Origin of the sequence: Proteiniborus sp. MB09-C3 (assembly GCF_030263895.1) — a bacterium.
Taxonomy (GTDB): domain Bacteria; phylum Bacillota; class Clostridia; order Tissierellales; family Proteiniboraceae; genus Proteiniborus.
Genome location: NZ_CP127161.1, coordinates 3,162,122 through 3,181,147, shown reverse-complemented (window position 1 = coordinate 3,181,147; position 19,026 = coordinate 3,162,122). Strand labels below are relative to the sequence as shown.

Genomic DNA, 19,026 nt, shown 5'->3' with positions numbered 1-19,026 from the left:
ATAATAGAAATGTGTTAACAGCATAGTCATTCGTGACTATGACATTATTATACTAGGAGATGATTAAATGTACAACCATGAACCACAGAATTATATATGTCCATTTTGTTTAGTAGTTCAAGGAATTGAAAATGAACATGTTCTAACAAAACAATCAGATATAATATTTCAAGATGAATACATAACAGCTTTTATTGCAGCTGGTTGGTGGAAAAACAATAAAGGTCATGTCATTATAATTCCAAATGAACATATTGAAAATATATATGATTTACCATCAAATCTTTCGGCAAAAATTCATGATTTAGAAAAAGAAGTAGCAATTGCCCTTAAAGGAGTATATGGATGTGATGGAGTATCCTCAAGACAACACAATGAACCTTGTGGTAATCAAGATGTATGGCATTATCATTTGCATGTATTCCCGCGATATAAAGATGATAACTTATATGGAACAAAAAGAGAGATGACAAAAGCTGAAGAGCGAATAGAATATGCAGACAAGCTTAAGAGATATTTTAGCAAAAAAATAATAAGATAGGTAATTCCCTAAGGGTTTAGGGTGTTATTTAAATCCAAGCGAGTCTGCCCCATACTGCAGATAACAATGCATGGCCGTTCATGCTGGCAACATGTGAGTATGAGAAGAAATTAAAGATTGAAAAGATACTTTCCATTAAAAACTAGTTTAAGAAAGGCACTGTAGAGTTATATCACTTCAACATCTAACAACGTGTTCACGCAAATGGCTTAGAGGAATGTTGGTATAGAAAGTCAGCACCACATTTCATCATCGTGCCTTATGAACAATCTCTTACTGTCTGATGATAAAACGTCGTGAACACAGGGGTGTTAGGCAACAGACACGTTTATAGAATATCTTTGGGATTTATTTATGTAATTAAGATAGAAATTTTGATGAGAATTTATTATCCAAGTTTGATATAATAAAGTTATATTATGTAATAAATAAAAAGGGGAGATTTTATGACTTGGGATGAAGTAAGAAAATTATATCCTGATCAGTTTGTTAAGTTTAAAATAGTAGAATCTCGCATTGAAGAGAACAAGGAACATGTTGATGAAGTTGCTATTATAAAAGCTATTCAAGATGGTAAAGAAGCCATGAAAGATTTTATTCAACGTAAAGAAGGGGAGTATATTTATAGCACTAAAAATGAAAAAATAATAATTGACCTAGTAAAACATATAGGAATTAGGAGGAGCGTATAAAGTATGTATAATTTACATTATAAAAATGGACTTTTATATGCTTCTATTTTTTTACAAGAAGGGGACAAGTCTATTATTATTGACGATGTTATAGTTGACACAGGGGCATATCATACAATTATCTTAACAGATTATTTAGAAGATTTAGATGTTGCTTTTACAGAAGATGATGAACTTGTAAAATCTTCAGATCATTACTGAGTCAAGATTAAATTTGGAGAAGGAGTGAGATAAATGATAATGCCAACTCATATCGTTGCAGCAGCAGGTGTAGTGGAAAATGATAAGGATGAAATTTTGTTGGTTAAAACGTATCATGGAGGATGGGTTTTCCCAGGTGGACAGGTTGAGGTTGGAGAAAACCTGATTGACGCAGTTGTTAGAGAAATAAAAGAAGAAAGCGGAATTGATATTAAGGTAGAAAAGCTCTTTGCAATTTCATCAAACACAGGAATAAATAAGGGATACAATGGAGTTGAAAAGGTCCCAACAAAGGTAATGATGGATTTTATTTGTACTTTTTTAGGTGGCACTCTAGATATTTCGGATGAAAACTCAGAATCATGCTGGGTAAAGAAAGACAAGGCACTTGACATGATTACATCTCCTGCTATTCGTCAACGATTTAAAGCATATCTAGATTATGATGGAAATGTACAGTACTTGTCATATATAACACAGCCAGAGTTTAACTTAGAAATCAACAGAAAGATATAAAAGGACATGGATAAAGCATACAATTTGTATTCTTCATTTATCTTATAGCAAATTATTAAGTCAAAGATGCAGTTGCCACTGCACATAACAAAGTGTCTCCGTTCGTTGTGGCTACAGGGGGGGCGAGCCTTCGAAGAATCCAAAACACACCTTTTCTCCACTTAACAGGGCTCAAAGGTGCCGGAAACAAGGAGACGTTAGATGATATAGGTGGCAGGAGATGGCTCTTCCTGCTCGGAATTTGTTATGATTCAGGATTGGGGGTATGAAATGAAACGAACTTATGCAGATCGACCAAATTGGACGAGAGTTGTTGAAAAAAGATTTATGTTAGCGTATATAAAAGATAAAGACTATACAGGGTATATGGCAATTATTTATTTAGACAAAGTATGTGAACCTTTATTTGTAGGCGAAGGAGAGAAAAAGTTGTGTTTAGCTAACGATGGATTTATATGGACCCAATATTTTCCTAAGGATCGAAACTATGCTTTGACTACTCAATTTGATGAAAAACAAGAAATTATACAATTATACTTTGATATATGTGATGGTAATAAGATTAGTTCCTCTGGGATACCTTATTATGATGATTTATACCTTGATGTTGTATTACTTCCATCTGGAGAGGTTCTATTACTTGATGAAGATGAACTCAAACAAGCGTTGGAAGATAAAGTGATATCAAAAGAAAAATATGATTTAGCTTATAATGAGGCAAAAGTTCTTATTGATTATATTGAAAATAATAAAAATTGGCTATTAAACAGTAATATAAATTACTTGAAATATATGGTCACTTTAAAGGAATAGAAGGCACAGTGTATAGAGATTAAAGAGCCAGCATCAAGTTGTCCTCCCTTCACCGGGAGCAAAGCTCCGCCAAGAGGATCTATCGCTGGGATCCGGTTCAGGGATGTCGTAAATACGGGAACGTCAGAAGACACGGCGATGTCAGAGCCGTTCTTTGAAGTCTTTTTTATAAAAAATTAAATTTCGTATAATTATTTAAATACTCAGATAACAGGGTTTATTTTTGTGAGGTGAAATGCATTGTATTATGTTGTCATTCTAATGTCATTTTTAACATTATTATTATTTTGGGGATGTGTCAAGGCATATAGTATAAAGGGAAAGGTCCTTGTTGATGGAATGGGATTTCATAGTTTTGAATTTTATTAGTGGCTAATATTAGTGACTGTTTTAGCTGTTTTTATAATATTTAATAATGTAGGAAAATGGGCATTGTTTATTTTTTATTTACTATGGTTCACAGCCTTATTTATGAATCACTGGAGATTTTATTTCTTTGGGGCAACAGAGAAAAAGATCAAGGGATATAATGACTGTTTTAAGAATACAGTTAAAGTACTACAAACCTTTGAAAAACGAATTATTCCAGACCTATACCATATCCTATTAAGCATGGTAGTAGCATTAGATTTAATTGTTGCATTGCTATTTTTGACATAATGTTTCGGAAAAATATATAGGGAAAAATCCAAAAAGAACAAGTCTACAATGAGGGATGCATGAATTGGTGAATTAGTTGTACACCGTAAAAATTATGTAATGGATTATAGGAATAAAAGTTGCCACATCTTATAACATTGTATCTGCACAAGGGTACACTAGGGCAAGTTTTTGGGGTAGTGTGCACCACATCCCCTCGCTGGGAGCAAAGCTCCACTAAGGGGTCTATCTCTGAGGTCCAACTCATGGACGTCGCGAATACGGTTACGTTAGATGACATGCACCGAAAGTAGGATTTGTAAAAAAACAACTAGTTTGGAGACATATTAATATTGCTTATAAAAGATGGAATATATTCTTAGGAGGATGATAGAATGGTTACGTTAGAGAAAATCACATGGGATAATTGGGAAGCATGCATGCGTCTTAGAGTTACGGATGAACAAGATGATTTTATTTCTTCCAATATGTATAGTTTAGCACAATCATATGTTGCATTGTTAAATGATGAACTACCACCTATGACATATGCTATATGCGAAGACAGTAATGTTATTGGATTCGTGATGATGTATCACGATACAGCTGAAGAGAACGATTATTCTGAAGAAAGTTATGGGGTATGTAGATTTATGATCGATAGGGATTTTCAAGGGAAAGGATATGGAAAAAAAGCATTTGCAAAAGCATTAGAATTAATTAAAACATTTCCACAAGGGAATGCAGTTTCTGTATTTCTCTCATATCATCCAAAAAATGAAGCTGCTCGAAAACTATATGCCTCGTTTGGTTTTGTTGAAACTGGGGATATTTCCGGTGGTGAAGTTGTTGCAAGATTGGCTCTATAGATAACAAGGGGTCACATGGCAATGGCAATATCGGGGCAAGACCTTGAAGTCTTTATATTTTTTAGCAATTTTGGGGAGGAGAAGAAAATGAAAATATTTTTTTTGACAAGTGGCTTTCCAAATGGTTTTACAGATGATTTTATTCAAAGATTAAAGAAATATTATTGTAATAAAGGTTTATTTGTTTTTATTGCATCAGATTTTGCAGGATATTCTAAAACAGACAAATATGCTGATTTGTTTATAAGTATGTTTAAGGAAAAAGGGATAGTATTTGATAAGGTACAGGTAATAGATAATAGAGTATCAAAAGATGAAGCAATTCACTACCTAGAGAGAGCAGATATTGTATGGATATCAGGTGGAGATACACTAAAACAGATTAGTTACATAAAAGAATATGGATTAATTCCGTCTTTACAAAACCGAAATGGAATTACTATCGGTATGAGTGCAGGTTCAATAAATATGGCTAAAAGAGTTATACTGCCAAAAGATATAGAAGATAATATCCCTGAGTTATCAATTTTTGAAGGTATAGGATTAGTAGATATAAATATTGAACCACATTTAGATACAGAAAGTGAAAAAAATATGGAAGATATCTACGAAGCAACTGAGTATGCTACTATTTATGGTCTTTTTGATAATTCATTTATAGAGGTAGTTGATGATTCAACGGAATTCTATGGGGCTTACATAAAATACGAAAAAAGTATCTAATAGGTGGTTGCCACTGTACATAACAATATATTTGCGCAGGGGTGCATTTGGGCAAGTTTTTGGGGCAATGTGCATCACATCCCTTTACTGTGAGCAAAGCTCCACTATGGGGTTAGGTTATGATAATTAATAATATAGAAAAATAGGAGGAGCATATGATTATATTGATTGGTGGAAGTACACATACTGGAAAAACAGCATTATCTCAGAAATTAATTGAAAAATATAATTTCCCAGCAATGTCATTAGATCACCTAAAAATGGGCCTGATTAGAAGTGGGATGACAAATCTTACACCTAATGATGATGATAAAATGACGGATTTATTATGGCCAATTGTAAAAGAAATAATAAAAACGGTAATTGAAAACAAACAAAATATAATTATTGAAGGATGTTATTTCCCATATGATTGGAAGAGTTATTTTAATGAAGATTATTTGAAACATATTAGGTTAGTATATTTAATTATGACATCGAACTATATAGAGAATCATTTTGATGATATTTTAAAGTACGCTAGTATTATTGAGGAGCGTCTTGATGATACAGAATGTACGAAACAATTACTTTTAAGGGATAATAAAACTTGCTTAGAAATGTGCAAGAAATATAATTGTAATTATATATTGATTAATGATGAATATAAAGTTGATATCCAACTTTGACTATGAAATTATGGAGGATTGTGCGTAAAGAAAAATTGCAATTCTCCACCAGGGGTAATGCTTTTGGGTCTTGTTTTATAAAAGCAAGTTGTGATAAATTTTAGAATTATGTACTATAAAAAGAATTTGTACAATATGAAGGAGGAATTGCGATGATTATAAATTCTGAGATATTTGATTTTTACTTAGAAAATGGAAACATTGATAAGTACAAGGAGAATTGGCTTTTCAAGTATCTTGAAGGATTAAGTGGTGATATGAATATTTTTAAAGAGCCATCGTATTCTCAAAAAGATATTCAAACAATGATAAGAATCGCAACAGAAATCCGAAAACATATAGATAACTTTGAACCTAATAATGTTGAAATATGGAATCTGTTATTTCCAAATTGGGGGGAAATTATATCGGATGTTGTTGTTTATTTTATTGTAGGTTTACCACAGGGGTTTGATGCTTTAGCATTACAAGATGAAAGCGAAAATACAATTGCAGTTTATGATATAGGAAATTGGCTTGCCTATCAGAATATTGTGGTATCTGATGTTATAAATAATTTATTAACACATGAATTATGTCATGTTTGTATTAATGCAGCTTTTCCAGATCTGAAGAACACATACATATCTGGAACATATGTTGAAGGACTAGATGCAATTGCATTTAATGAAGGATTTGCTCATCTGTTGGCTTTTGAAAATAAAAACATTTCATCAGTAGATTGGAAGTCTGAAAAATTCAGAAAGATTTATACAGATACCGTTGAAACAATGAAGAATGCACTACTTGAAGAAGACACATCTAAACAAAAACAATATATTCAAGCATCAACGATGGGAAGTTACTATGAAAGATTTGGAGCAATGGTTGGAATGCTGTACCTAGCTAATGAGTGGTTGAAAAATGGTAATTTGGGACTAAAGAAAATATTTGATGAAGGATATCGTAAATTTGCTTCAAAAGCAATTAAGAACGATTAAGATACACAGAATGTTAAATAAACATGATTGATAATTTCTACAAAGACGTATATTTTAGGATTATTGAGGGAAAAGATGTCGCCACATCTTATAACAATGTATTCGGGTAAAGGTGCACTGGGCTGCAATCTTAGGCAATGTGCACCACATCTCTTCACTGTGAGCAAAGCTCCGCCAGGGGGATCTATCTTTCGGGCTTGGTTCAGGGATGTCGCAAATATTGGCGTTATGTTCAATGTCAATATTGAGGGGAGGCTTCGAGGTCTTAAATTTAGTTCTTTTATATTACCATAGTTTTGTTTAGTTCGTATCATTTTTCTAGTTAAAAAAAACTTAAAAATTCAAAGAAAGGGAAAAAATATGAGTACGAGTTTTCATATTAGGGTCAGTGCACGTGGCATTGTTATTAATGAGGATAAGATTTTATTAAATGAGTTTGGTGGGGGCAAGTATTATAATATACCAGGGGGTGGTGTGGAATCCGGAGAAACTGTTAGACAAGCTGTGATTAGAGAAATATATGAGGAATCAGGCTTAAATGTTACTGTTGGAGATTTAATATTTGTTCTTGAATATGAGCCAAATAATTGCAATTTTACTTATGGGAAAACGCCGCAAATCAGTCTTGTTTTTCGTTGCTTTTTAAACGGGGATGATAAAATAAAACCTCCATCTGTCCCAGATATAAATCCCGATAATCCAGAGATATCTAGTGAATCAAAATGGGTACCTATTTCAGGTTTAGAAGACATTAATTATGTTCCTTATATACACGATCAACTTATGGAATATATAAAGACAAATAGTTTTTCACCATTGTTCATTGAAGAGCCCTTAAGTAAGGAATAACCAAAAGGTATATTAGCTTATAATATTTAGCAATACACTTTTGTTATGCATGAAATTATTGTATATGAACAAAGCTCCACCAAGGGATATATCTCTGTGGTCCAGCTCAGGGACGTTGCAAATACGGGAACGTTAGATGAAAAAGTGATATCATTTCAGAGAATAGCTTTGAGGTCAAAATAAACGTACTTAAAGTGTTAATTCTGTTAGGAATTGATACTTAGCTATTGTAGATTATTTATATTTTGTTTTTATGGATGGTGATTATATGGATAAAAGTATATTAACTGATTTAAAAAACAGTTATAAGATAACTTGCAATAGCGTAACTCCTATTGCAGGTGGTTGGTTGAACAAGCTATGGAAGATTACTACTGAAAATGGTCAATTACTCGTTAAGCAATATAGTAACAAGAGGTTTAGTAGAAATCAGATAAATTCTATTGAATCAGCTTTGCAACGACAATTAATCCTTAGAAAATACGGTATAATATGTCCATATATTTATCAATATGATAATAAAGTGATTCGTATCTTAAATGACGAAACAATGTATATGGTTATGGATTACTGCTTGGGTAAAAACGAAACAAGTAAAACTATATCAATAACCCAAATGCAGAGCCTTGGTAGTGAGTGTGCATTAATGCATAAAGCTTTTTCTAAGCTGCAAGAAAATACGGTTAAAGGATTTCCAATAGACGGCAAACAGATAATTAACTCATTATGGGATAACTATAATAACCGTAAGAAAAATATTTCTTTAGATATGCCTCTTGAATATCAACAAGCTGTACTTGCACAAGAACCCATATTAAGGCAGCTTAAGGAAGATTTTTTTGATAAGATTCCTAAAGGGGTTACTCACGAAGATTTCACACCTGACAACATATTATTTGATAAAAATGGTGTATCGGCAATTATTGATTTTGATCGAAACTGTTATAGCTTTGTTTGGCATGATATTGGTAGAGCAATTCTATCTTTTGCCTTAAATGATAATCAACTTGATATTGAAAAAATCAATGCATTCATAAAAGGATATTCGCAGCACTTACCGTTGACATTATCAAATGTTACAGATGCTTTGCGGATTTCGTGGTGCATAGAAATATTATGGTGGGTGCAATCTGAATGTTTTACAATGGACTTTTGTAAAGCTACACTGTACAGAGATGAAATATTATGGATTACAGACCATTGGTTTGAAATGGATGACTTATTAAACGCAAAATGAGAGAACACGAAATATAAAGAAGGTTATTTGTTAAATGATTTTAACATCATGTGGGTATGAGAAAAAATTAAAGGTTGAAAAGATTCTTTCCATTAAAAAACAGTTTAGAAAGACACTGTAGAGTGATATCACTTCAACATCTAACAACGTGTTCACACAAAGGGCTTAGAGGAACGTTGGTATGGAAAGTCAGCACCACATCCCTTCATGGGTATATATCTAGGGTCTAGCTCAGGGATGTTATTTGAAATAAATAATAGTAATAGTATATGACTGAAAAGATATTGGGGGAATTAAGGATGAAATTTAATTATTGTCCACAGTGCGGAGAAAAATTAGGATTAAGAGAAATTGGCGATGAAGGGCTAATGCCGTTTTGCAACAAATGTGATGTTCCATACTTTGACTGGTTTGGGCAATGCATAATATCTGCTGTAATAAACGAATATGGTGAAATTGCTTTATTAAAGCAAGAACGTGTATCAAAAATTTATTGGGGTCTTGTTGCTGGATATATTAAGAAGGGAGAAACATTGGAAGAAGCAGTAATAAGAGAAGTTGAGGAAGAAACAGGCCAGAAAGTTGAAAAAGTAGAATATTTAGCTAGTTACTATCATGAGAAGAAAGAATTGTTGATGGTTGGCTTTATATGTGAAGTGAAAAAGAGAAAATTCAATAAGTCGAAGGAAATTGACCAGGTTGAATGGTATAGTTTCGAAAGAGCCAAGGAATTATTACGTAGTGGAAGTATAGCTAGGCAATTATTTGAGTCAATCAAAAGCATGAAATGATTTGGCTGTGTTTTACTTCAGATAACATGTGTCTGCGCAAGGGTGTACTGGGGCGCAATCTAGGGTATTGTGCAATCCTTTTGCTGAAAGGAGTAATGCTCTAAGGTCTAGTTTGGGGATGCCGCGAATATTGGGATGTTAGTGCGTCTGTCATTACATATAAATGAAAATGATTGGAGTGATATTAATGGCTATTTATAAGTTTCACCAGATATACATAAGTATAAAGGAGGTACTAGGGGAGGACATGGCTATAAAGCTGTTCCACACTACCAGATAAAATGCCTGCTCATGAACAGGCACAGCTGGGAAAAGCAATAATGGATAGGATGGACGAGTTACTTGATAAAGATACTATTGTTAGAGTAAGACAGAAACATACATGTAATCCATCTAAACAGCAGATTGTCGAAATTAACAGGTTAAAGGAGAAATGCAATAATCTTGATGAATTCTGTGCTGAATATTCAAAATTTCTTACTCCAGGATATGTAAAAAAAGATGAAGGTATCCTTAACGTCTCATTTGGATTGGGTAAATGCGTATGTGGAATGTTTCGCAAATTAGAAGAATATGAGCCTATATCAAAAACATGGTGTGAATGTTGTAATGGTCATGTTATAAAAACATTTAGTATGATTTGTGATAAAGCTGTTTCATCTGAAATTCAAGAAACTATAGCTAGTGGCGGAAAAGACTGTATTTTCAAAATAAGCATCTGATATAGTTTTTTATTCTTAGCATATCTTAAGATAAATAAATGTGTATTCTATATTTTTTTATCAATTAAAGCTTTGGACTTTATTATTTCCTAGTATTTGTGTAAAGGTGCACTAGGGTGCAATCTTTAAAGAATAGAGAAATCTATTCAAATATAAGTTGAAGCATAGGTAATACATACTTTGAGAAGGTGAAAATAATGTATAAAGAAACAAGATGGGCAAATGAAATCATTGGATTACAACGAGAAGATGGTTCGTGGGGATATTTTCACACATTATCAGAACCTAATAAAAATCCTATTACTACCGAACAAGCATTAAGACGGCTGCAAATTTTAGGATATACTATTAAGGATAGATGTATTGAAAAAGCTGTTGAATATATGCATGATTGCATGGTTGGTAAAAAACAAATGCCTGATAGACGTGAAAAAATTCATGATTGGGATATATTCACACAATTAATGCTTTCAACATGGATACGAAGATTTACTAACGATGATATTGAAGCAAATCATATTGCTGATATATGGGCTTGGATTATTTCATCTGCATTCAGAACTGGTGAATATTCTCATTATGATTATCTTGAGGCATATAAGCAGGTATTTTCACAAAAAGCACAGGGGGGTAGATTAATTGACTTTGTTTCCTTTTATCAGGTATCTCTCATAGCTGATAGACTTAGCCAAGAAGTGGAGGGTCTTGTATTTGACTATATAATGAAACATGAAAATGGTATATATTATTTAGGATATAATAAATCTTTATACAATCTTCCTGCAGAATTTAATTCTAAAACAGCAAGTCGTTTTCTTGCGTCCGTAGAATTAATGACTATGTATAAACACAATAACCACAAGTTAAAATACGTTGAAGAATGGGTTAGAAACAATAGGAATGAAAATGGGACATGGGATATGGGTAGCAGTGTAAAAGATTATATTTACTTTCCGTTATCGGACTCATGGAAAAACAAAGAGTCTAGAATCACGGACATTACCTACAGATTAGAGAAACTATTATGTTTGATTAACGCTGCTAATAGAATTATTTTATATAAGATAAATTCACCTAATTAAGCATATAAATTATAGAGGTGAGTTTATGGAAAAGATCTATTGTTGGAAAAAACCAATAATCATTGTTTTTATAGTAATAATATGTGTAAGTACCCTATTTCTTATATTCCGGTTTACATCTCCAAAAATAAACAGCAAAAAAATATCGAACCAAAATAATGTCAGTGGAGAATGCTTATGGGAAGAGTTATCAGATGAACAAAAATGTTATTACAAGGAACGTATCCTATTTTTACTATTACATCCCTATATCAAGGAGGAAATTACCAAGTATTATGGAGAACCTAGGCAGTACATGAATGCACAGATTATTTCTATAGAACCAATAGTATTTGACCATATACTAAAAATGCAAGTAGAGACATTCGTAGGGGCTCATAACCCTGCTTATAGCATAGAAACTATAACTTTTCAACTAAATGGTAAAGAGGTTAAAGTTATTGATTTTACACATAAAGATGATTAGTACGTCAATAGGAAGTACAAATAATCAATGCAGGGGTAGTATAACCTTATTATAATAGAGATATTATTAGTAATCATTTAATAAACATGACGAATACATGCAAAAATTATGCACGAATGATATACGAACTATTAATCAGTACAATTGAAGGATCTATGACATAGAGGATTGACTATCACTGATATTTGTGTATGGGTGTATGTGGTACAAGCTTTATACCTCATCCCTTCGTTGGAAGCAAAGCTTCACTATGGGGTCTATATTTGAGACCCGGTTCAGAGATGTCACAAATACATGAACATTAAGTGAATTTGGTCGTAAGGGGATGTATCTTTTTACCATTAGCTGATATTGAAGTATCTGCTAAGACATATCAGAAAAAAAATGTGAATTAAAGATTATTAGATTACAGTGGGGTGAAAGTATTGGCGTCTAAAGTGTTACATTATTTAATCGCAGAAGAAATAATTAAGAAGATACAGATAAAAGATGAAAATAGATTTTTGATTGGGTCATTAGCGCCGGATATGTCTTCACATGATGATGGGAGCTACAATACCTCACATTATTGGGACTATATTTACGAAAAACAATTGAAAGGAATCAATTGGAGTAAGTTTGAAACTCAGTATTATGAACAAATGAAAGTTGATGATCTATATTTAGGATACTACTGCCATTTAATTATGGACGCTATATGGTTTTGCCTAATGGCAGATCGTTATGTTAGGAAAATCCCGAAATCTGAACGCAATATATATTATAAAAAGGGTTATAATGATTATCGAAAATTAAATAGTATCTTGAGAGATAGATATGATTTATTATATCGTATTATTGAGATAAGAGATATTGGGATTGAAGAAGTAAAGGAGCAAAAGTTAAGTGGCTTGCTCAAGGAATTAAGGATGGAGCTTTCTAGTGAAGAAAGGTTTGATATATCAGATTTAGAGATATATCCTTTTGATAGTATTCTTGAATTTATTGATGTAAGTATTAAAACTTGCATAAATGAAATAGCTGCCTTCAAAGGGATGGAAAATCATATTAAACCGGACAAATACTTTGTAAGTATTTAAATATAATTTTTATAATGTGCTATCTGTGTATAACGTCTCATAACAGGATGTCCTCAACATTCATCAGCATTCCAACTTAATAAGAACAGATGAACGTTGTGAACATTCGAAATGTTATAGAAAATGGGAATAGCGGACCTATTTTTGAGAGTTTTGTTTTAAAAAATAAATAATACAGAATAATATAAACTTGTGAACAGGAGTAATTATACTAACTTGGGGGAATAGAAAATGAATAAAAGCTTGGAAAGAGCGAAGGAAATAATAAATCACCATCTAAAAAACATATCTTCATTAAATAATAGCATTTTTATTTCAGTGATACTTGTAGGTAGCTTATCAGATAATAGCTATACAGGAAATGCTGGTAGTGACATAGATTTAATTCATGTTCTTTCAGATAATGCTCCATCTAATTCACGTGATATAGTGTTTAAAACAATCACTAAGACTGAACAAGAAACAAATAACGACATCCCAATATCAAGATGTATTTATCGTTACAGCGATTTATTTATACCGTATAGTACAGATTTTGATTTAAATTTAGAAAATAAAGATTTAATGGAATTACCAATAGAAATCATGAGAATAAAAGATTCTGGCATCACTATATTCGGAGAAAATATTATTGAAAAGATAGATAATCCTACACGTGAAGATATAATTTTATTTAAGAATATTTCTGGAAAATGGAATGAATTATTAAAAGAAGAAAAACCAGATTGGTATGTCCAATATTTAAAAACTTGTGAAAACCCAACGATAAGAATTATTGTACAAACTGTAATTATACGTGCAATGCTAGATTTTTTCTTTGAAACTGGCATGAGTTGCTCAAGCAAGCTTAAAATAGCTGATAATATGTACAAAGAAGTTACAGATTATCGATTTCAAAGATTACTTGACTTATGTGTTAAATGGAGATATTTGCCTACTGACATTACTCAAGATGAAGAGGAGTACATGAGAAAAGCTTTTAGAGAATGGAACGATTATCGTGAGGGAAAAGGAATTGATTACGTTCCTTTAATGAGCAATACAAAATGAGTTATTTCTTCTATATAAAGTGTTATTTTGATGAAAGAAATTTTCATTTCCTATCTGAAAGTGCAATTTTAGAGCAAGAATTTTAGAATGGTGAAAGGAGAAGATTTCAATTGAACTCAACATTTCAAAACTATTACTATAAGTATCTAGGTATAGATAAAAGGGAACTTGAAATAGGTAAAAGGGTATTTAGTTCTAATCAAAGAAATAAATCTTTAAATGGTCAATTTGTACAATACTTGATATCAACACATATAGATGGGAAACTAATTTTTTCAGTAGCTCCTCAATATTATAATAATTTACTTGACCTTATTAAAGGACAAGCTACTGAAAATGTAGATGAGATTATTGAAATACTTAACACTTTTTTCAGTGATATATTAGAAAGTTTTAGTTTGAGAAAAATGTATAGATTAATTCCTAGTGTAGACTATGGTATATGGGATTCATTAAATTCATCTGTTTTAAAATTAACAAAGGAAATTTTCATGAATGACTTAGAAAATATAGAGGAAGCAAAGAAAATGGAAATTTGGGAAAGAAAAAAAGGTGAAATCCTAGAGGGTAGAAAATTTGTCGTACTTGAGGGTAAAAAAATTGTATCTGCATGTAAAATTTCGGATATAGATTTTGGTGGTGGGAACATTGCTGTATGGACTGATTCGAATTATAGAAATAAAGGATTTGGAAAGGCAGTTGTGAGTGAAGCAGTAAAATGGTGTATTAATAATAATATTCTTCCTATATATTGGGTGGATTCAGAAAATACTGCTTCAATAAATTTAGCCAAGAATTTAGGGTTTGAAATTAGAGCTAAGGAAATCGTTGTTTCTATAAAATTATAGATTCTTAGATATTGTTTAAAAGCATGTTGCATAATTAGATAACGTACATTTGCATAAAGGCGCACTAGAATGAACTTTTAGGGCAAAGTGCACCACTGTATTTCAGTCTATTGCATCACCTAAGAAAGTATATCAATTTAGAAGAAATGAGTTGACTTCTGAAAACTTTGAAATTAGAAATGATTTGTATCTACATGAAATAATTAATAATCAAATAGTAATAGAAAATATACCGACAGTAATATATCAAGGAATGGAATTTATTGATTATGAATTTTACTTAAATCATTTTACTTCATTGTAAAGCATTAGTAAAAATAAAGCTAGGGTTGTGCTCAGAAGATTATGGGACATCATTTTCTTTACTACTAAAAATTCTAAATTTAGAAGCATAGACGAGTTGATGAAGACATTTTAATGAATAAAGGATAATACATTTACGCAAAGGTACATTATGCACAATCTTAGGACTATGTATAATACATTCCTTCGCTGGTGGCAAAACGGGGTATATCTATAGGGTTCAGTCCAAATATATTACAAATACATGTATGTTACGTGACATTTAGCTTAAAGAGACAGCAAGCTATATCTGCGACACTAATCTAAGTATGGCTAAAGTGTCTTGATATCGCAAATTCTAAGTGTTAGATGAAATTTTTGACCAATATTGTACTAACTATAAAAAAATGTTTGGAGGAAATGATGGTAAAAAGCTCAAAAGCAATTTTTTTCGATATGGGTAACACATTATTACATTTTCATTTTGGAAAAACTGATGAAGAAAAGGATGTTATTGGAATAAGTTACCTCACAAGTTTTCTTAAGCAATATAGCTGCCAAATTGAATTTAACAATGTGAAAAAACATTTTTTTGATGAGTGGCAAAAAGCTATGCCTTTAAGAAAAATTCATCATACTGAATATGCAGTAGAGGACTATTTAAATAGCTTTTTAAAAAAATATGATGTAGAACTAGATCTAGATATGTGTATAAAAGCACTAGATATTTTTTATACAGAATATAGGAATAATGTTTGGATTGAAGAAAATCTTCACCAAACATTAGAAAATATTAGACAAAAAGGATATAGAATTGGTGTTATTTCAAATTCAAGACTTTATGATGAGGTCATGATTAATTGTTTTAAAAAAGTTGAATTAGCTAAGTATATAGACATATTTACATTTAGTTATTACCTAAAAATATGTAAACCAAAGGAACAATTATTTGAAATTGCTTTGGATAGAATGAAAGTTAGTCCAGAAGATGCCATAATGGTAGGAGATAATCTCCAAAGTGACATTGAACCAGCACAAAAGCTAGGTTTAACTGGAATATGGTTCAATAAGAATTTTAAATTAAATGATACTGACATTAAACCTGATAATGAAATATTTAAGTTGAAAGAATTGATAGATTTGTTGTAATGTAAATAAAGAAGTTTAAATATTATGAACGAATTATTTGCAAGTGATTATCGATTTGCATCAGCAGCTACAAATAACAATATGCCTTCATTCAGATTTGTAGATACATATTTTCATAAGTATTTTTTCTATATAGCAACATATGCAAATTCTAAATAAAGTTAGAAGATTGGAGGTTAATGGAAATATAGATCTATGTAATAAGCTATTGGAAGTTAATCCGAAATTTTGAGCATTAATCTAAATTATAGCAGGTGAGTGAAAAATGAATATATATCTTATTAGGCATGGAGAAACTAAAAAAGATCGTGTTTTCAATCTTGAGGGGTATCCCGATGCTGATTTAACTGAAGTTGGATTAAAACAAGCACTAGGGTCGCCCAAACACATCAATTTTCTATATTAGCAAAGGTTGTTTATACTGGTGGTAAGGGGGAGTACATATGTGGAATATAAGAGAATCAGAGCATTATATTTTTCATTATCATGGAGGATCTCATGCTGAACAAGATATAATTCGAATTATTGAGACACAAGAAAATTGTTTTGAGTATATATGTGAAGTTTTAGATGTTAAATTAGATAAGAAGTTAAACTACTATCTTTGCAATTCGCCCGTTGAAGTAGGTGAATTTTATGGAGATAATGAACCGGGTAACGGTTTTGCGAGAATGCCAGATGAAATCTATGCAGTTTACAATAAAGATATTAAATGCATCGGGTATCATGAAGATGCTCATATCATTTCATATAATACTTTAGCAAAACCACCTCAAAATTTTATTCGAGAAGGTCTAGCAATGTTTTTTGACAAAACTTGGTGGGGCATATCCAATTTTGCTTGGGTAGTTTATTTCCTAGAAAAAAATAAGTTGCCTAGACTTTGTGACTTAATAGAGAATTCAAATTTTCATAAGTATAGCTATATTATTACATACTCTTTGTCAGGAGCATTTACTGAATATATGATATCTGTTTTTAGAATAGGAACATACAAAGAGTTTTACAAGAATTTAGGCGAAGACTTTAACCTTTGCTTTCAAGAGTCATTTGGAATATCTTTTGATGAAGCAGAATTGAAGTTTATTAAGTATCTAAATAATATCAGTATCAGTAAAGATATTTTTGAGATAATTGAGAGGAGACTAGAAATGAAGACTTTTAAGTGAAGTGAAAAAGCAGCTTCATCTAATAGAACTTTAGTGACATTGGAGAGAAGCAATTTAAAGAAAGTCCGACATCGCTAATCTTTGAGACATTATAGGAAATGATGATAACATATTTTGGAGGGACAGAATGAAACAATTTGAATTAAAGAATGGAGATACAGTAATAATTAGAAAAGCAAATAAATCTGACGCAGGAGCAGTATTAAATTATATTGATATGGTTAGTGAAGAATCAGATTATTTAACATTTGGACAAGGAGAATTCGATAAAACTATTGAACAGGAAGAATATTTTATTGATAACATTTCAAAACAAAATAATGCGCTATTCATTATTGCAGAAACAAAAGGAAAAGTTGTTGGAAACCTAAATTTTTCAGGAGGTGCAAGACCGAGAATAGTACACACCGGAGAATTTGGGGTTAGTGTATTAAAAGATTACTGGGGACAAGGTATAGGAGCTCAGCTTATTAAATACATGATTGAGTGGTGCAAACAATCAAGAATAATAAGAAAAATTAATTTAAGAGTTAGAAGTGACAACTTTTCAGCAATTCATTTGTATAAAAAACTTGGATTTAAAGAAGAAGGAGTTATAACCAGAGATTTTTTCATTAATAACAGGTTTTATGATTCTATATCTATGGGACTGAATATTGATTAATATATTTTTCACATCAATATTTATATTTTGTGAATTAACATGACGGTAGTTGTAAAATATGCAATTTTAAAACTAACGGAGGTGAGACTATATATGGGAAAATTATTATTAGTAGATGGCCACAATCTACTGTTTCAAATGTTTTATGGGATGCCTGCAAGAATACTGGGTAAAGATAACAAGCCTATTCATGCAATAGTAGGTTTTCTTGGGGCATTATTAAAAATAATAAAAAATATTGAACCATCCAATATTGTTGTTATTTTCGATGGCGAAAGTGGTAGCAACCGTGCGGAAATTAATCCAGAATATAAAGCTAATAGAATGGATTACACGGATATTGAAGAAATTAATAATCCTTTTTCACAATTAGAAGATATAATGAAATCTTTGGAGTACATAAATATAAGGTATTTTGAAACGACTAATGGTTTTGAGGCAGATGACATTATTGCAAGTTATGTAAAAATGTATAGAGAAAAAATGAAGATATTTATTGTTTCGAATGATACTGATTTTTTACAGCTTATTGATAGAAATGTATCTTTATATGTTTATCGTGGTAAAAATACGATCATATACGATGAAGAAAAAGTATTTGAACGATATGGAGTTAAGCCAGCCTTATTTGCAGATTACAAAGCTTTTATTGGTGATAAGTCTGATAATTTAAAAGGAGTCCCCAAAGTTGGAACTAAAACGGCAATAAAACTAATTAACCAGTATGGTGGTGTGCATAATATTCTAGAAAACTTAGCAAATATACAATTGCCATCAATAAAAGCAACACTTAACGAAAACATTACAAGAGTAAGAGCCAATTTAGATTTGATCAAATTAACTGGAAACGCTCCTTTACCTTTTTTCATTGATGATACTACATATGACTATAATAATGAAAAGTTTACAACTATGAAAATTCTTAAAGATACTGGTGTGCTTTAGAAAAATCAGTATATGAAATAGAATAAAGTATTTACAATGCAAAATATGAGT

The 19,026-nt window shown here is 31.4% G+C and carries 26 protein-coding genes; all 26 read left to right on the top strand.

From position 1 onward, the window contains the following. Nucleotides 1–67: 67 nt before the first annotated feature. Nucleotides 68–541, top strand: a complete 474-nt coding sequence (locus tag QO263_RS15865) for an HIT family protein (protein ID WP_285623468.1) — start codon at nt 68–70, stop codon at nt 539–541. A 446-nt stretch (nt 542–987) separates the two neighbouring features. Beyond that, complete coding sequence (locus tag QO263_RS15860; RefSeq protein ID WP_285623466.1) at nt 988–1,233, top strand: hypothetical protein; 246 nt, start codon at nt 988–990, stop codon at nt 1,231–1,233. A gap of 3 nt (nt 1,234–1,236) precedes the next feature. Beyond that, entirely contained in the window at nt 1,237–1,434 is a 198-nt protein-coding gene (locus tag QO263_RS15855) for a hypothetical protein (RefSeq protein ID WP_285623464.1), read from the top strand. 33 nt (nt 1,435–1,467) lie between these two features. After that, nucleotides 1,468–1,950: an NUDIX hydrolase gene (locus QO263_RS15850; RefSeq protein WP_285623462.1), complete on the top strand. Its 483-nt coding sequence runs from the start codon at nt 1,468–1,470 to the stop codon at nt 1,948–1,950. Nucleotides 1,951–2,220: 270 nt separating this feature from the next. Then, a complete protein-coding gene (locus tag QO263_RS15845; protein ID WP_285623460.1) occupies nt 2,221–2,763 on the top strand; it encodes a ribonuclease FAU-1 family protein in 543 nt (180 codons plus the stop codon). 381 nt (nt 2,764–3,144) lie between these two features. Beyond that, a complete protein-coding gene (locus QO263_RS15840) occupies nt 3,145–3,423 on the top strand; it encodes a hypothetical protein (RefSeq protein WP_285623458.1) in 279 nt (92 codons plus the stop codon). A gap of 374 nt (nt 3,424–3,797) precedes the next feature. After that, a complete protein-coding gene (locus tag QO263_RS15835; protein ID WP_285623456.1) occupies nt 3,798–4,271 on the top strand; it encodes a GNAT family N-acetyltransferase in 474 nt (157 codons plus the stop codon). An 87-nt stretch (nt 4,272–4,358) separates the two neighbouring features. Beyond that, nucleotides 4,359–4,994, top strand: coding sequence for a Type 1 glutamine amidotransferase-like domain-containing protein (locus QO263_RS15830; protein ID WP_285623454.1), 636 nt, complete (start codon nt 4,359–4,361; stop codon nt 4,992–4,994). A 155-nt stretch (nt 4,995–5,149) separates the two neighbouring features. After that, nucleotides 5,150–5,662, top strand: coding sequence for a zeta toxin family protein (locus QO263_RS15825; protein ID WP_285623452.1), 513 nt, complete (start codon nt 5,150–5,152; stop codon nt 5,660–5,662). A 152-nt stretch (nt 5,663–5,814) separates the two neighbouring features. Further along, complete coding sequence (locus tag QO263_RS15820; protein ID WP_285623450.1) at nt 5,815–6,642, top strand: hypothetical protein; 828 nt, start codon at nt 5,815–5,817, stop codon at nt 6,640–6,642. Nucleotides 6,643–7,002: 360 nt separating this feature from the next. Beyond that, complete coding sequence (locus tag QO263_RS15815; protein WP_285623448.1) at nt 7,003–7,491, top strand: NUDIX domain-containing protein; 489 nt, start codon at nt 7,003–7,005, stop codon at nt 7,489–7,491. A 268-nt stretch (nt 7,492–7,759) separates the two neighbouring features. Beyond that, nucleotides 7,760–8,728, top strand: coding sequence for a phosphotransferase (locus tag QO263_RS15810; RefSeq protein ID WP_285623445.1), 969 nt, complete (start codon nt 7,760–7,762; stop codon nt 8,726–8,728). A gap of 299 nt (nt 8,729–9,027) precedes the next feature. After that, nucleotides 9,028–9,519 carry an NAD(+) diphosphatase gene (locus tag QO263_RS15805; RefSeq protein WP_285623442.1) on the top strand — a complete coding sequence of 164 codons (492 nt, stop codon included), beginning with the start codon at nt 9,028–9,030 and terminating at the stop codon, nt 9,517–9,519. Between the two features lie 281 nt (nt 9,520–9,800). Then, nucleotides 9,801–10,241, top strand: coding sequence for a DUF6144 family protein (locus QO263_RS15800; protein WP_285623437.1), 441 nt, complete (start codon nt 9,801–9,803; stop codon nt 10,239–10,241). 197 nt (nt 10,242–10,438) lie between these two features. Next, the gene (locus QO263_RS15795) at nt 10,439–11,323 is read left to right on the top strand and encodes a hypothetical protein (protein ID WP_285623434.1); all 885 of its coding nucleotides are present in this window, start codon (nt 10,439–10,441) and stop codon (nt 11,321–11,323) included. A 25-nt stretch (nt 11,324–11,348) separates the two neighbouring features. After that, a complete protein-coding gene (locus QO263_RS15790; protein ID WP_285623432.1) occupies nt 11,349–11,789 on the top strand; it encodes a DUF3888 domain-containing protein in 441 nt (146 codons plus the stop codon). A 425-nt stretch (nt 11,790–12,214) separates the two neighbouring features. Beyond that, nucleotides 12,215–12,868 (top strand): zinc dependent phospholipase C family protein, encoded by a 654-nt coding sequence (locus QO263_RS15785; protein WP_285623428.1) that lies wholly within the window; start codon nt 12,215–12,217, stop codon nt 12,866–12,868. A gap of 231 nt (nt 12,869–13,099) precedes the next feature. After that, entirely contained in the window at nt 13,100–13,918 is an 819-nt protein-coding gene (locus QO263_RS15780) for a hypothetical protein (RefSeq protein WP_285623425.1), read from the top strand. 110 nt (nt 13,919–14,028) lie between these two features. Then, complete coding sequence (locus tag QO263_RS15775) at nt 14,029–14,766, top strand: GNAT family N-acetyltransferase (protein WP_285623423.1); 738 nt, start codon at nt 14,029–14,031, stop codon at nt 14,764–14,766. A 151-nt stretch (nt 14,767–14,917) separates the two neighbouring features. Further along, on the top strand, nt 14,918–15,070 hold the full coding sequence (locus tag QO263_RS15770; RefSeq protein WP_285623420.1) for a hypothetical protein: 153 nt from the start codon (nt 14,918–14,920) through the stop codon (nt 15,068–15,070). A 401-nt stretch (nt 15,071–15,471) separates the two neighbouring features. Beyond that, a complete protein-coding gene (locus QO263_RS15765) occupies nt 15,472–16,197 on the top strand; it encodes an HAD family hydrolase (protein ID WP_285623417.1) in 726 nt (241 codons plus the stop codon). A gap of 24 nt (nt 16,198–16,221) precedes the next feature. Continuing rightward, a complete protein-coding gene (locus tag QO263_RS15760) occupies nt 16,222–16,356 on the top strand; it encodes a hypothetical protein (protein ID WP_285623415.1) in 135 nt (44 codons plus the stop codon). Nucleotides 16,357–16,462: 106 nt separating this feature from the next. Continuing rightward, nucleotides 16,463–16,603 (top strand): histidine phosphatase family protein, encoded by a 141-nt coding sequence (locus QO263_RS19065; RefSeq protein WP_352168936.1) that lies wholly within the window; start codon nt 16,463–16,465, stop codon nt 16,601–16,603. 37 nt (nt 16,604–16,640) lie between these two features. Beyond that, a complete protein-coding gene (locus QO263_RS15755; protein WP_285623412.1) occupies nt 16,641–17,366 on the top strand; it encodes a hypothetical protein in 726 nt (241 codons plus the stop codon). Nucleotides 17,367–17,493: 127 nt separating this feature from the next. Then, nucleotides 17,494–18,030, top strand: coding sequence for a GNAT family N-acetyltransferase (locus QO263_RS15750; RefSeq protein WP_285623410.1), 537 nt, complete (start codon nt 17,494–17,496; stop codon nt 18,028–18,030). Between the two features lie 93 nt (nt 18,031–18,123). Continuing rightward, a complete protein-coding gene (locus tag QO263_RS15745) occupies nt 18,124–18,975 on the top strand; it encodes a 5'-3' exonuclease (protein WP_285623408.1) in 852 nt (283 codons plus the stop codon). Nucleotides 18,976–19,026 lie beyond the last annotated feature (51 nt).